The organism is Endozoicomonas ascidiicola (assembly GCF_001646945.1).
Lineage (GTDB): Bacteria > Pseudomonadota > Gammaproteobacteria > Pseudomonadales > Endozoicomonadaceae > Endozoicomonas > Endozoicomonas ascidiicola.
In genome coordinates this window covers 98,689-112,767 of record NZ_LUTV01000010.1, presented here as the reverse complement: position 1 = coordinate 112,767, position 14,079 = coordinate 98,689, and the positions used below count along the sequence as shown (strand labels likewise).

13 protein-coding genes are annotated in these 14,079 nt (G+C 48.6%); 6 read left to right on the top strand and 7 right to left on the bottom strand.

Translation table 11 applies throughout. The features are described from left to right. Positions 1-121 precede the first annotated feature (121 nt). From ccoP to ccoN, 4 genes are read right to left on the bottom strand one after another with little or no spacing between them, the layout of a single operon-like run. Positions 122-1,018 (bottom strand): cytochrome-c oxidase, cbb3-type subunit III, encoded by an 897-nt coding sequence (gene ccoP / locus AKL11_RS22670; RefSeq protein ID WP_067522281.1) that lies wholly within the window; start codon positions 1,016-1,018, stop codon positions 122-124. Between the two features lie 2 nt (positions 1,019-1,020). Then, positions 1,021-1,245 (bottom strand): CcoQ/FixQ family Cbb3-type cytochrome c oxidase assembly chaperone, encoded by a 225-nt coding sequence (locus AKL11_RS22665; protein ID WP_067522279.1) that lies wholly within the window; start codon positions 1,243-1,245, stop codon positions 1,021-1,023. After that, a complete protein-coding gene (gene ccoO / locus AKL11_RS22660) occupies positions 1,245-1,853 on the bottom strand; it encodes a cytochrome-c oxidase, cbb3-type subunit II (RefSeq protein WP_067522388.1) in 609 nt (202 codons plus the stop codon). Before ccoO ends, AKL11_RS22665 begins: the two co-directional genes overlap by 1 nt. 8 nt (positions 1,854-1,861) lie before the next feature. Then, positions 1,862-3,313: a cytochrome-c oxidase, cbb3-type subunit I gene (gene ccoN, locus AKL11_RS22655; protein WP_067522277.1), complete on the bottom strand. Its 1,452-nt coding sequence runs from the start codon at positions 3,311-3,313 to the stop codon at positions 1,862-1,864. Positions 3,314-3,874: 561 nt separating this feature from the next. Between ccoN and AKL11_RS22650 the strand changes: the two genes are divergently transcribed. Continuing rightward, on the top strand, positions 3,875-4,522 hold the full coding sequence (locus tag AKL11_RS22650) for an alpha/beta family hydrolase (protein WP_067522275.1): 648 nt from the start codon (positions 3,875-3,877) through the stop codon (positions 4,520-4,522). 11 nt (positions 4,523-4,533) lie between these two features. Here the strand turns inward: AKL11_RS22650 and AKL11_RS22645 are convergent, their stop codons facing one another. Further along, complete coding sequence (locus tag AKL11_RS22645) at positions 4,534-5,463, bottom strand: Dyp-type peroxidase (protein ID WP_067522273.1); 930 nt, start codon at positions 5,461-5,463, stop codon at positions 4,534-4,536. Between AKL11_RS22645 and AKL11_RS22640 the strand changes: the two genes are divergently transcribed. From AKL11_RS22640 to tusA, 3 genes are all read left to right on the top strand, one after another. Next, positions 5,449-6,930: a hypothetical protein gene (locus AKL11_RS22640; protein ID WP_172807361.1), complete on the top strand. Its 1,482-nt coding sequence runs from the start codon at positions 5,449-5,451 to the stop codon at positions 6,928-6,930. The genes AKL11_RS22645 and AKL11_RS22640 overlap by 15 nt on opposite strands. Before the next feature lie 47 nt (positions 6,931-6,977). After that, positions 6,978-8,339: an MATE family efflux transporter gene (locus AKL11_RS22635; RefSeq protein ID WP_067522269.1), complete on the top strand. Its 1,362-nt coding sequence runs from the start codon at positions 6,978-6,980 to the stop codon at positions 8,337-8,339. Positions 8,340-8,627: 288 nt separating this feature from the next. Continuing rightward, positions 8,628-8,888 (top strand): sulfurtransferase TusA, encoded by a 261-nt coding sequence (tusA, locus tag AKL11_RS22630; protein ID WP_067522267.1) that lies wholly within the window; start codon positions 8,628-8,630, stop codon positions 8,886-8,888. A 43-nt stretch (positions 8,889-8,931) separates the two neighbouring features. Here tusA and ovoA read toward each other — a convergent pair whose 3' ends face one another. Further along, the gene (gene ovoA / locus AKL11_RS22625) at positions 8,932-11,070 is read right to left on the bottom strand and encodes a 5-histidylcysteine sulfoxide synthase (RefSeq protein ID WP_095210637.1); all 2,139 of its coding nucleotides are present in this window, start codon (positions 11,068-11,070) and stop codon (positions 8,932-8,934) included. 411 nt (positions 11,071-11,481) lie between these two features. Between ovoA and AKL11_RS22620 the strand changes: the two genes are divergently transcribed. Further along, entirely contained in the window at positions 11,482-12,111 is a 630-nt protein-coding gene (locus AKL11_RS22620) for a glutathione S-transferase N-terminal domain-containing protein (protein ID WP_067522265.1), read from the top strand. A 67-nt stretch (positions 12,112-12,178) separates the two neighbouring features. Further along, positions 12,179-12,607, top strand: a complete 429-nt coding sequence (locus tag AKL11_RS22615) for a ClpXP protease specificity-enhancing factor (protein WP_095210636.1) — start codon at positions 12,179-12,181, stop codon at positions 12,605-12,607. Positions 12,608-12,660: 53 nt separating this feature from the next. Here AKL11_RS22615 and AKL11_RS22610 read toward each other — a convergent pair whose 3' ends face one another. After that, positions 12,661-13,980, bottom strand: a complete 1,320-nt coding sequence (locus tag AKL11_RS22610; RefSeq protein WP_067522263.1) for a hypothetical protein — start codon at positions 13,978-13,980, stop codon at positions 12,661-12,663. Between the last annotated feature and the right edge of the window lie 99 nt (positions 13,981-14,079).

Sequence of the window (14,079 nt, the reverse complement as noted above, 5' to 3'; positions counted from 1 at the left end):
GAGATTGGTTTAGAACACCCCCCTCGATACTCGTTCCCATGCTCTGCGTGGGAATGCATACCACTGCCTGATAGTTTGGCTCCCACGCAGAGCATGGGAGCCAGAGGTCGGGGGGAGGGTTTTACTCAGCCTTATGAGTGAGACTGTAAACATACGCAGTCACCAGGTGAACTTTCTCAGGGCCGAGAATGTTATGCCAAGGTGGCATCACACCGTTACGACCTTTTCGAATGGTGTATTCAACCTGAGTCTGGCTGGAGCCGTATAACCAAACGTTATTGGTCAGATCCGGCGCACCCAGTGCATAGTTGCCAGTACCATCTGCACTGTGACAAACGGCACACGTCGTACTGAACACCTTCTTGCCTGCATCCAGGTCATCCTGGCTGGCGCCAGAATCAATACCAGACAACTCACGTACATAACTGGCAACCTGCTTAACGCCTTTGTCGCCAATGATCGCGCCCCAGGCTGGCATTTGCCCTTGGCGACCTTGTGCAATGGAGGTCTTGAGAGCGTCTGCAGAGCCGCCGTAGAGCCAGTCGTTATCGGCTAGGTTTGGAAAGCCGAAGTTACCGCCTGCATCCATACCGTGGCAAAGTGCACAGTTGTTGATAAACACCCGCTCACCCATTTTCAGGGCTTTCGGATTGTTAATCAGTTCTTCAATGGGGGTTGCCGCGTAACGCTGAAACTCTGGTGCGAATCTGCGCTCGTGTTTCAGCTGATCAGTTTCCAATTCGGCCACCTGCGTCCAGCCAAGAACGCCTGCCCATTTACCCATGCCCGGATAAAGAATCAGGTAGCCCACAGTGAACACCAGAGTGGCGACGAACATCACAAACCACCAGTGTGGCATTGGGTTGTCGTATTCCTCAATACCGTCGTAGGCGTGACCGGTTGTCTCGTCAGTCATATCCCTGCGCTGGGCTTTACGGGTAGAAAACAATACCCAGGTGACCAGTACAAGGCAGGCGGAGGTTAGTAGAACAATCCACCAGTGCCAGAAATTACTCATCGTTATGCTACTCCTCTTTCTGGGGAGTTCTTTGTCCCGCTATGGGCATTGTCATTTTCCCGGTGTTCCGTAACCGGAATATTAATATCTGAGTCGTCAGCGAAAGGCAGTGAAGCTGCCTCATCAAACTCGCCTTTGCGCTTGCTGCTGTAAGCCCAGATGATCACCGACAGCATGGCGATCAGAGCGACAACTGTCGCCAGTCCTCGAATCGTATTGATATCCATCAGCGCTTACTCGTAATGTTGGTTCCGAGACCCTGCAGATAAGCCACCAGAGCGTCGAGCTCGGTACGGCCTTTCACTGCATCTTTAGCGCCGGCAATATCCGCATCGGTGTAAGGAACGCCGAGAGTGCGCAGAGTTTTCATTTTCTTTGCAGTCAGGCTGTTATCCACCGGTGTTTCTGCCAGGAATGGGTACGCCGGCATAATGGATTGTGGCACCAGATCTCTTGGGTTGATCAGGTGAGCACGGTGCCAATCGTCGGAGTAACGACCGCCCACACGCGCCAGGTCAGGCCCGGTGCGCTTGGAACCCCAGAGGAATGGGAAGTCATATACAGATTCACCGGCAACAGAGTAGTGACCGTAACGTTCCACTTCTGCACGCAGCGGGCGAATCATCTGGGAGTGACAACCAACACACCCTTCGCGGATGTAGATGTCGCGGCCTTCCAGTTCCAGCGCACTATACGGCTCCAGCCCTTCAACCGGCTGAGTAGTTTCGTTCTGGAAAAACAGGGGGACGATTTCCACCAGGCTGCCGAAACTGATGGCAACCACCACCAGTATCACCATCAAGCCAATGTTCTTTTCAACAATATCGTGTTTAATCATTGTTATTAGCTCCCTGCAACCGGCTGAGCATTCTCATTCACAGAAGTGTCTTCTGTTTCAGTGGCTGTGCGGTAGACGTTATAAGCCATCAACAGCATGCCCAGCACAAAGAATGCACCGCCAATCGCCCGTACCACATAACCAAAGTGGCTGGCTTCAACAGACTCAACAAAGCTGTAAGTCAGGGTGCCGTCTTCGTTCACTGCACGCCACATCAGACCTTGCATGATGCCGTTCACCCACATGGCAACGATATACAACACGGTGCCGATAGTCGCCAGCCAGAAGTGCGTGTTGATCAGGCTGACACTGTACATTTGTTCTTTGCCGTACAGTTTCGGAATCAGATGATACAGAGAACCGAAGGACACCATGGCAACCCAACCCAGCGCACCGGAATGCACGTGACCAATGGTCCAGTCGGTGTAGTGAGACAGGGCGTTAACGGTTTTGATCGCCATCATTGGGCCTTCAAAGGTAGACATACCGTAGAAGGAAAGAGAGACAACCAGGAAGCGCAGAATTGGATCGGTACGCAGTTTGTGCCATGCGCCGGAAAGCGTCATGATACCGTTGATCATCCCGCCCCAGGAAGGCGCCAGCAGCACCAGAGACATCACCATGCCCAAACTCTGAGCCCAATCAGGCAGAGCGGTGTAATGCAGGTGGTGAGGGCCAGCCCAGATATAAATCGCCACCAGTGCCCAGAAGTGCACGATGGACAAACGGTAAGAGTAAACCGGACGTTCCGCCTGCTTCGGTACGAAGTAGTACATCATGCCCAGGAAGCCCGCCGTCAGGAAGAAGCCTACCGCGTTGTGACCGTACCACCATTGAATCATGGCATCCATTGCACCGGCATAGGCGGAGTAGGATTTGGTCCAGCTCACCGGCAGAGAGGCACTGTTGACAATGTGCAGAACCGCAACGGTGATAATGAACGCGCCAAAGAACCAGTTCGCCACATAAATGTGCTTGCTCTTACGCTTCATAATGGTGCCAAAGAACACGATCGCATAACTGACCCAGACCACAGCGATCAAAATATCAATGGGCCATTCCAGCTCGGCGTATTCTTTAGAAGAGGTCATGCCCAGTGGCAATGTGATGGCGGCCAGCACGATCACCAGTTGCCATCCCCAGAAGGTGAAGGCAGCGAGCTTTGGCAGAGCCAGTGTCGCCTGACAGGTGCGCTGTACGATGTAGTAGGAAGTGGCGAACAATACGCAACCTCCAAACGCAAAAATCACCGCATTAGTGTGCAGTGGTCGTAAGCGTCCAAAACTGGTCCATGGCAGGCCCAGGTTGAGTTCAGGAAAGACCATTTGAGATGCGATCAGCAGGCCTACCGCCATACCGACAACACCCCAGACCACGGCCATGATGGCAAACTGCCGAACTACGTTGTAGTTATATGCCGTGTCTTGATAGCTCGGCTGTAACGTTGCAGTACTCATGCTCCATGTTACCTTCGGGTTATACTTATGAGAGTTCGTAATATTGTGGGTAAACCGAAATGGAATTGTATTGACACAGATCAGTATCCGGTCAAAAACTGAGCCTGAGGGCTTTGTTTGGAAGGCAGAAGTGTTGTAGCGTTATCTGTTTTGCGAAGCAGTTCCAGTGAACGACCGTTCTCGTCCATGTAAACAGTTTGAAAAAGTGGAAGATGAACCGTGTCTTTTGAATTACTTTTCGTATGATGGTGCAGCCAACATCATGCTGAAAGAAAATTGCAAACACCAGCTCCTGCTTACTCTTGTTCTATAAAACCTACTTATAAAAACAGACGTCTTGTCGTAACAGTCCTGACTTTCTTTTTCTCAGCCGTGTATGACTCTTTTTTGGTCATTTAACGCTTCAGTTATCCTCATCGGAATCAGAGCATCTTGTAAGAGGATGCCCCCACATTCCGCCGCCATGATACCGAAATATAGGTGTGCCCGCTAATGCTTTTTCGGTCTGTACTTAATCGTGGTTCCAGTGGTATTTATGTACGACTAGCCTGAGGTTCTTATATGGAATTAATCTGGAATAAAGCATCAGATAATGCGGAAGTACTGATACTGGCCCATGGCGCAGGTGCGGCAATGGACAGCGAGTTTATGGAACGAATGGCTGAATTGATCTGTGAATCCGGAGTCACTGTCGTCCGTTTTGAATTCGATTATATGCAGCAGCGTCGGGAAACAGGTTCTCGTCGACCGCCAGATCGTCAGCCAAAATTACTGGCTTGTTGGGAGCGGGTGTTAGACGCAGTGTATGAAGAAGTGGGCAGGCCGGTGTTTATTGGTGGCAAATCCATGGGCGGAAGAATGGCAACATTATTGGTTGCTCAGTATGAAAGTGAGGGGAGGGAAAGTCCGGTTCCTATTAAGGGTGTGGTTTGTCTGGGGTATCCCTTTTATGCCTCAGGTAAGCAAGACAAACCCAGAATTGACCATTTACAGGAAATAAATATGCCTATATTGGTGATGCAGGGTGAGCGGGATGCCATGGGAGATAGGGAAACTGTCGGTGAATATTTATTGTCTCCTAATGTGAGTATTCACTGGCTGGCAGACGGTAATCATGACTTGAAACCCAGAAAGGTATCAGGCTTTTCTCACGAAGATCATCTGCAAACCAGTGTTGTTTGTATTCACGAGTTTTGCGCGGCTTGTTAAAGGAAGGCGCTTTAGTTTGAAGCGTTTTCCAGAAACTCAATCGATGGTGCAAAGAACGCACAGCCGGTAACGGCGTCTGAAAACTTCATCAGGTGATCGTAGTGACCCTCGCTGTCTGCATGAATCATGGCTTCTAGCATCAGCTCAAAATGCACCGGTGTTCTGCAGTAAGAAACAAAGTACAACCCCGATTCTTTTGAATCGCCATAAGGCATGCTGTGGCGGAGTATTTCCATACTTTTTCCATCTGCATCTTTCAGGTTGACCCGTTTGATATGGGCATCCGGTGATTTGTCGTCAGAGCTGAATTCGATGTTCTCTTCTTTGCTTCGCCCGATCATGGTTTCCTGTTGGTGAACCGGACACTGTGCCCACTGTTTCAGCTCATGCACATAACGCTGAGTGTGAATGTACGTGCCGCCGGCAAAATCGCTGTCTTCTTCACCGACAATCGCCACGGCTGCACGGTTGTCGCCTTCCGGATTTTCAGTGCCGTCTACAAAGCCGGTAAGGTCGCGGCAGTCCAGATAGCGGAAGCCATACACTTCTTCTTCAACTTTTACGGTATCGCCAAACAACCCCATCACGTGCTGCATTAATTCAAAGTTCAGGTCTTTTCGGTTGGAGCGGATGTGCAGGAGTGTGTCGCCAGCTGTTGCGGGGGCTTTTCTATGGCCATCTTCCAGGGCGATAAATGGGTGTAAATTTACAGGCTTGGTGTTGGGGAACAGTTGATCCCAGGCTTTGCTGCTAATGCTGACAGTAGAGCTCAGTTGCGCATCAGGATGTTGATTGCTAAGGGTTCGGGTTAGCGCAGGAATTGAGGATAGATTCTGTTTGATGCGTTCCAGCCCGAGATTGTTAGTGCTGTTGATCGAAATCACAATAAACAGTGCATCCGTATTGGCGTTGGGTAATATTCCGGTTTGGGGGGTTGGCATGGTTATAGCCTTAAGGTTTTTACTGCTTTGCTGGGGCGTCAGGTCAAGCCTGAATATTTAGTTGATTGTTTATCCATCATTCAACGGGTGAATCGTAAAATTATAATTTTTAGAAATCAATATGGTGGATATTTGTTTGAACAAATTATAAAACGAGTTGTCCATACTGAGCATATTTATTGGTATCAGATAAGGTTTTATATGCCCGTTTCAGCAGCACCTGTTTATCAGGCCCCTTTTGATGAAAATATAGAAAAGAGTTGCTCTATTTGTAAAGAACCATTTTTGGATGATGCTCAGATATATCTTCAGAGCCTGACAACATGGCAGTACAGATCTTTGGGTGTTGTTGGTGTTGGCAGATGTGAAGGCCCCCACCTGATGCATTTAGAGTGTCTGGAATTGAAAATGCGAGATAAGGAGGGAAGCTCAATCATCCACTGTGATATTTGTCAAAGAGACATTGGCAGAGTTGAGGATGTCGAACCTTATGTTAAGGAATGGGGGGGCAGAAAAAATGCTTTCCATAAGGTGCTTGAATGGGTTGTCAGGATAACTGCAGGTGACGAATGTCTTAATCTCGACAATCTTTGTTCTTTTGCCCACGATGCGGAGGCGCTATTGGGATTGGTAGGCAAAGGGGGTGGTTATAGGGAGCTTTATGCGAAGTCCCAATATTGGATTGGACAGGAGTATAAGCGCGGGTATGAAGGGGGCATACCCGGATTTGACCGTGAGCTCGCTATGGATGCGTTTTATGAGGCCGAGAATTATGGCTGGGATTGCGAGTATGAGATCGAACAGCTTCGTATGCTCGATTGCCGTATTCGATTAAAGAAGCTGGAGAGATGTCTGGAGCTTGGATCCATCGAGTTAATAGATGAACTACGAAAAATAGTGGGAGAATATCCAGCGAATGAAGTGATAGTTCAGAGCTATTTTCGAATGACTTACCTGCATTCATTGCATTTGCTAAAGACCGGAAAGATGTCAGAACCCGTATTGCAACACTTGAGAACCGTTTATAGTGAGGGTTTTAAAGAAGTTGAGGTGTTGTTGGCAAAAGCGTGCTTGCTCAATGCCAGTGAGGTTCTGGAGAATGAGTCAATAGTCGATGGAAAAACGATCCTTCAAGCGTTAGATGATTTGATATTTGCTAAAGGCAGCAATGATAACGAAATTCGCGAAAAAGCCCGAAAATTGGATGCAAGATTGCCAGCGCTGCAGAGCGCAAAATTCGAAAATATGCTGCGTGATTCTTCTGAAAAGATAAGTTCTATGATGTTGGATCAGTCTACGTTCACGACCATTAAAGAACGCATGGCGATAATTGCAAGTTGTGGCGAAAGTCATCATAAATTAAAGGCTGGTGTTGTTGCAAATCAGGCGGATGTTATTTTTGAGGAAGCAGAAAAAGAGCGAGAGGATATACGACAAGCTATGAGAAAGTTGAATTTGCAAGGTTGAATTTTACTATTTTGATCGGGCGGTGAAAAAACTAGAATGCTTTTTTGATGATTAGATTCAGTGAGGCTGCTGCGTTGTCTTTTTCTATAAGGCGTAAAGTCTGGTACTTTGCCTGGCCAGCAATCGTTTCAAATATTTCAGTCCCACTGCTTGGTTTAGTGGATTCAGCGGTGCTGGGTCACCTGCCTTCACCTGAATATTTAGGCGGTGTTGCCATTGCTGCAACCTTGTTCAGCATGGTGTTTTGGGCATTTGGTTTTTTGCGGATGGGGACGACCGGCCTGGTGGCTCAGGCAAAAGGTCGTGGTGATCGAGATGCCTGCCGAAAATGGCTGTTGCAGTCCGTGGCTTGTGCTGCAGCGATTGGGGTGTTGTTGATTCTCTTTTCGTCACCGATCTTTTCAGTGGTGCTGCCTTATTTTGATGCCAGTGCTGTGGTTGCCCGGCAGGCTGACATCTATTTCTCCGCCCGTATTTTTTCCGCGCCGGCAGTATTGATTAACTATGCGTTGATTGGTTGGCTGATCGGAATACAGAAACCCAAAGGCCCGCTGTTTATTCTGGTGCTGGGTAATGTGGTCAATATTGTGCTGGATCTCTGGTTTGTGCTCGGGCTTGGCTGGGCGACACAGGGCGCTGCGTTGGCCACCGTGATTGCGGATTATATGGCACTGGCTGGTGGGTTATACATTGTAAATCGAACACTTCAGGAAACCGGCGGCCAGTTTTCATGGGCGATGCTGCTGGATGCCGTTGGGTTCCGCCGGCTGGTGTTGTTGAATCGCCACTTATTTGTACGAACTCTGTGTCTGTTGTTTGTTCAGAGTTTCTTCACTGCCCAGGGTGCTCGGCTCGGCGATGACATTCTGGCCGCTAATGCCCTGTTATTAAATTTGATGGTGTTGATTTCTAATGGCCTAGATGGTTTTGCTCATGCAGCAGAAGCGCTGACCGGTGAAGCCATCGGAAGAAAAGATCGTAAACTGTTTGCGCAAGTGATCCGGGTGACGGGTTGGTGTTCCCTGATCTGCGGTGGTTTATTCTGCCTTATTCTGGGCGTTGGTGGTCATGCCTTGCTGGGGCTGTTGACCGATATTCCAGAAGTGGTGGATCAAGCATCGGTTTATCTGCCATGGTTGGTGGTGATGCCGCTGATTGCTGTCTGGTGTTTCTGGCTGGATGGCGTCTTTATTGGTGCCGTCAGAACCGATATGATGCAGCACACGATGCTGGCGGCTACGGTTCTGGTGTTCCTTCCCTTGTGGTTTGCCTTTAAAGGGCTGGGGAATCAGGGGTTGTGGCTGGCTTATACCCTGTTTATGGGCGCGCGAGGTGTTGGCCTGATTTGGGTCTTCCGACGATTCAGCGCTCGGGATAGGTGGTTTGCCCACCGGCAGGAACTGGTTTGAGAGATACTAAGGGAGAGGCATTCAGTTTCATCCCATCGTCATCCCCGCGAAGGAGGCTGTCGCAAAAGCACTGGTTCCCATGCTTTGCGTGGGAACCCATACATCTATCTCTTTGAAAATTAAGAGGTATGCATTCCCACGCGGAGCATGGGAACGAGATGTTTGGGCTTTTGCAACAGCCTCGAAGGCGGGGATCCACTGTTCGTGGTGGATTCCCACCTACGTGGGAATGACGGGTGTTTGGTAAATTCTTTATTTCTTCTCCCTTAAGTGTGTAATGAGTCTGATATGACGGCTGTTGTAAAAAATGAAGCGTTTGAAGTGCATCATGAGCTGGATACCTGCGGCCTGTTTTGCCCGGAGCCGGTGATGATGTTGCACAATAAGATTCGGGATATGAAAAGTGGCGAAGTGGTCAGAGTGATTGCCACAGACCCTTCTACCCAAAGAGATATTCCGAAGTTCTGCAATTTTCTGGATCATCCTTTGTTGGACCAGAATGAGCAGGATAATCAGTATGTTTTCTGGATTCGTAAGCGAGAGCATTAATGAATAAGGGCAGCAGCACGTTGCCCTTATTCATTAATGAAGCCTATTTTTTTTGCCAGACAGTACACTGTGCCACGCTGTGCTGATATTTTCGTGCTGTCTCACGGATGACAAAAGGCACGTCCTGAGGCGCTTGCACCTCTTCAAAGTGTTCGTTTAGCACTCTTTGTAATCCGGTGTAGGTGTCCACAGCCTCACCATTTTCCCGTATTCCACCAAGCCAATTCTTTTTCGGTGTGTATTCTTCCAGCCAGGTGTAGGGTGACGTAATCACCAAAATGCCACCGGGGCGAAGTCGTTCGTGGATTGTGCTGAGAAACTGTGTTGGATTGTTGAGCCTGTCAATCAGGTTGCCCGCAAAAATCAGGTCGTAATCGTTGTAAATGGGTTTCAGATTGCAAGCGTCACCCTGAGTAAAACGGATTCGGCCTATATCAATATCATCGAAGCCCAGTTCAGTAATATCGGCAACGGCGTAATCGCCCAGTTCACCTTCCGTTGGGATGAAGTAGCGAACTTTGCCTTTTTCCTGAAGCTCTACGGCCGCAGAAATAAAACGAGCTGAAAAATCGATGCCGTCGACGTGTTGAAAATCCCTGGCTAACTCGAAACTGGTTCGGCCGACTGAACAGCCAAGATCCAGTGCTCGTGTTTGCGCAGTGCTCTTTGAGGCTTCAAGACAGATTTGTGCGCAGGCATTGGGGTAGTTGGTGACATTGAAATAGTCTTCTCCAAAGTGGAAGGCCAGATACTGCGCAACCAGTTCATCAGTTTCGTAGGGATTATCAGAAGTATCGGTCACGGCGGTGGACTCCACGTATCGGAAACCTGCATGTTGAAAGAAGTGCCTTCGAAAGGCGTAGCGAGAATCTTTGATAGCGTAGTTGCCGGTGGAAATCCATGAGCCACCTTTGATCAGGTTGTGCCGGCCGTCAAAGGTCGGGGTGGAAAAATCATCGTAGCAAGGGTGAACCCGAAATCCGTCGTAGCCATCGATGGGCGTGCCCGTCCATTGCCAGACATTGCCAATAACATCGCAGAAGTCGCCGGTACGAAAACGATCCACCGGACAGGAGGATGACCAGTATTCCAAATTGATGTTGCCCGGTGCTGTATCCCAATAGGGTTGGTCGGTATCGATAGACTCCCGCAGACAATACCACTCCGCTTCGCTGGGCAGTTGAATCTGCTTCCCGCTGACTTCCGATTTCCAGCGACAAAAAGCCTGTGCTTCGTGGCAATTGACATCCACGGGCCAGTTCCAGGGCATTTCTATTTCTTCGAGCATTGTGCGATAGCGATAATTCTTGCCATCCGATACCCAGAACTCGGGGTGGCGGGTTTTGCTGAAGGTGGCCCAGGCCCAGCCTTCATCGGTCCACCATCGTTCGGTGTCGTAGCCTTCGGCGTCCATAAAGGTTTTGAATTCCTGATTGCTCACCAGAAACTCACTGGCCTTGAAAGGTGCGACATTTACCTCGAAACGGCCGTATTCATTGTCCCAGCCGTAAAGCTCGTTATCGTAATCTTTGCCGAGTTTTAGGGATTGCCCTGGCACATTAATCAAACGGTTTTCGGGGGCTATATCGGTTTCTGGGCAGGGTGCCCAATCATCATTTGCAGTGACCCATGAGATCGGGAGTTGGCGAATAAGTACCGACGAAGTTTCCAGATGAATGCGCTCATGCTCAATGCCCATCAGGATAATCCATGCCGGGCTTTCCCAGTGGATGGGCATTTCAATGGGCATTGACTCTATAAAATCGCACACCACTGCCCGCACTTTCTGACGATACTCGTGAACCTGTTTCACAGAGGGCCAGCGGTAATTTTTATCATCCAGATCATCCCAGGACATTTCATCCACACCGATGGCAACAGTGGATTCAATGTAAGGATCTACACGCTCCGAAATTAGCTTGGCAGTCATTAACTTGTTGACGAAAAAAGCGGCGGTATGGCCGTAATAAAAAATCAGCGGGTGACGCAGGGGGATGGCTTTTTCAAACCAGGCATCCTCTTTGGCCAGAGTTTGGAAGAGTTGCTCGTATTGATCACAGGTGGCCTGAAAGTAATTCAGCAGCTCACTGCGTTTTGCTTCTGGGGTGCCTGTGTTCAGTATCGGCGTGCGAGTGATCGCTTCGGTGTTGGTGTTATCAAGGGTGCTGGCAGTAATATCCAAGGGATTTATCCTCGTTGAGTGTCAGGTGATGCTCGGCGGAAGATCCGGCTTCAATGACGTGTTTCCATACGTAGTTATTTTTCTTATCACTAATGGTTATCAGATCAGCCTATACGGTGCAAATGAAGAAACGGTTTCAGAATAGGCTTTTTGATGAGTATTTCCCCCTCTGCATGGTGAGGTAAGTAGATTGGTTGGGGGAATAACGGTGTTTCGGAGGAATCTTTCGGAATTGACGCAAGCAGGGCTATGATGATGTAGGCAAAGTTTGCTATGATACACCGTTATTTCACGGGCGGCTGAATTGCCCATCGATCAGTGATCAGCAGTGGTTAGAAAAGTTGCTAATGACCGATCGGTAGGGATTGTTGCCGAATTCTCTCATCCTTTTCATGAAGGCGGGGGTACTTCATGGCCGTAGTTGCCAAAAAGTCATCCATGATATTTTTCTCGGATCCAGTTGACCATTATTGTCACCGGGTTCGTATCGTCCTTGCTGAGAAGGGCGTTGCTGTTGATGTTCAGAATGTAAGCCCGGAAAACCCACCCAGGGAACTTTCCGATCTGAACCCTTATAACAATGTGCCGACTCTGGTTGATCGGGAGCTGGTTCTGTATGAACCAAACGTCATGATGGAGTATCTTGACGAGCGTTTCCCGCACCCACCACTGTTGCCAGTGTATCCGGTCAGTCGTGCCCAGAGCCGTTTGATGATGCACCGTATTCAGAAAGACTGGTGTGCCCTGGTGGACACTATTCTGAATCCGGCGACCAAAGAGACGCCAGCGGCTCGTGCTCGTAAAGAGCTGCGTGAAAGCCTGTTGGCGGTGGAGCCAATCTTTGCAGAAATGCCGTTCTTTATGAGTGAAGAGTTCACTCTGGTTGATTGCTGCGTTGCACCGATTCTCTGGCGTTTGCCGATTCTGGGTGTTGAGCTGCCGAAACAGGGCAAGTCAATTCTGGACTATGCTGATCGCTTGTTTGAGCGCGAATCATTCCAGGAAAGCCTTTCTGAGTTTGAAAAGGAAATGCGCGAGTAAGCGTGTTTGTGATCAGTAATGCTGTCGCAAAAGGTTCTGAGCATAGAGTGGTGGCCCGGAGATAGATATGACAATGACCAGTAGTCGTTCGTACATTGCCAGAGCGTTGTACGAGTGGATTCTTGATAATGATTGTACCCCTTACATTCTGGTGGATGCTCATCGACCAGGTGTCGAGGTACCTCAGGAATATGTTAAGGATGGTCAGATTGTTCTGAATATCTCCCCTACTGCGGTGCGAACTCTGAATATCGCTAATGACTTCGTTATGTTTGATGGCCGCTTTGGTGGTCGCGCTCTGACGATTGTTGTACCGATTCCAGCCCTGATGGCTATCTACGCTCAGGAGAATGGACAGGGCATGGTGTTTGAAACTGAGCCCTATGAAGAGGAAGAAGACGCGTTTCAGGAGCCGGAAACTGATGAGCCTGAAGCGACGGATGAACCTTCCAAACCGCCTAAGCCAGGACGACCTCATCTTAAAGTGGTGAAGTGACGTTTACTGGTAAAAAAGCCGGTTCATTTTAAAATGAACCGGCTTTTTTATGTTCAAGATTTATTGTTTGTTTTCCAGCACTCTGGTGTTGAACGAAAAGCCCTATGCAATTCTATTGCTACGACAGCGGGCAGATCCAGGTATGTCGTACTTATTTCGGTATTAATGGGTTGTTGGAAGAGCTTGAGGGTGTCTATTCGTTCTTGTTCAGAAAGTGGCTCAAAGCTGGCTTCAAAGGCTTCTACTGAAATTTTGCTTCTAATATCGGCAGTTAACTTCGTATAAAGTGTTCTTGGTGTGAGTTCATACAGATTGAACTTTAGAGGGAGAGAGCGTTCTGAAAAGCAGGCGCGTCTTATTTTTGCTTCTCCATCAGAGAGTCCTTGGATCAACTCGTGAACAGGTTTTTTTAACTGGTCTCTCAATTTGTCTTTCCATACCTCATTGGGATTTAGTTGCTCAAACCGATCAGTATCGGTGTTGAATTTTATGCCTTGACTGGCTAATCGTGTATTAATTTCATCTTTTGTAAGCGATTCATTCCAGATTGGTGACTTGCCCGATTTGAGGGTGCATACCAGCTGACGATCAGCTCCAAGAGAATCGGCACAATGAAATTCATAGGTGTGTGGTCTGTTTTTTTTGGGCGTTGACTTTGACTCAATGGTAGTAACTTGCTGACTGTCTAAAATGGCGTTCATGCAATCAGGCCGTTGTTTTCTATCCCGTTCGGCTCCCATCTCTATAAAACTCAGTGGTATTCTTGGGTCTTCTCCATCTATTTCTCGTGCCAGGACGGCTAAAGCTCTTGCTTTATCGTCTCTGGTGATATCAATGACTTTCAACGGCTTGCCTGCGTTTGAGGATTTTCTGCTTAAATCTTTGACATCGCCTGCGGAAGATAGGGAGCTATCATAAATGATGGTGCCCATAGGGCGTTTGATCAGACCATTAAATAGTTTAAAGGCCATATCTGAGCCCTGAGTATGTGCAGTGGCGTGCGACACGGGTAGTGCTTTACGAACAACTCTCTTTGCGCTATCCGGCGCTACACTACCCGAAAATTGATCTCCAAACTCCGCTTTGCCATGGGAGGTTTTGCCAGCACCAAAGCCGCCTTTGTAGGCAATGACCTGCTGTTCCGGATGAGATTTCGCAAGGTTTAGTGCTTTTATCCAGGCTTGTTCAGTGTATTTTGCTGCAGCTCCCTGAGCTTCTGGTATCCAGCTGGATGGTTTTTCTAGCCAGGTCCAGAACCCATTGCCTTGAGCCTCTGATGGGGGAGTATGAGTAAAAGCCTCCCATGACTGGATGCCAGCACCATTTTCTTCACTGGCCTGAAGTATTGCAGATCGAATTAAACCAAAACTCACTTGAAACCATCGGTTTTATTTTGGTTTTGGCTTAACCGGTTTTCTGAGCACCTCTTCCTCCTCGTCAAGAGACGTCTTGGTATGGAGTCTGTCGGCTAA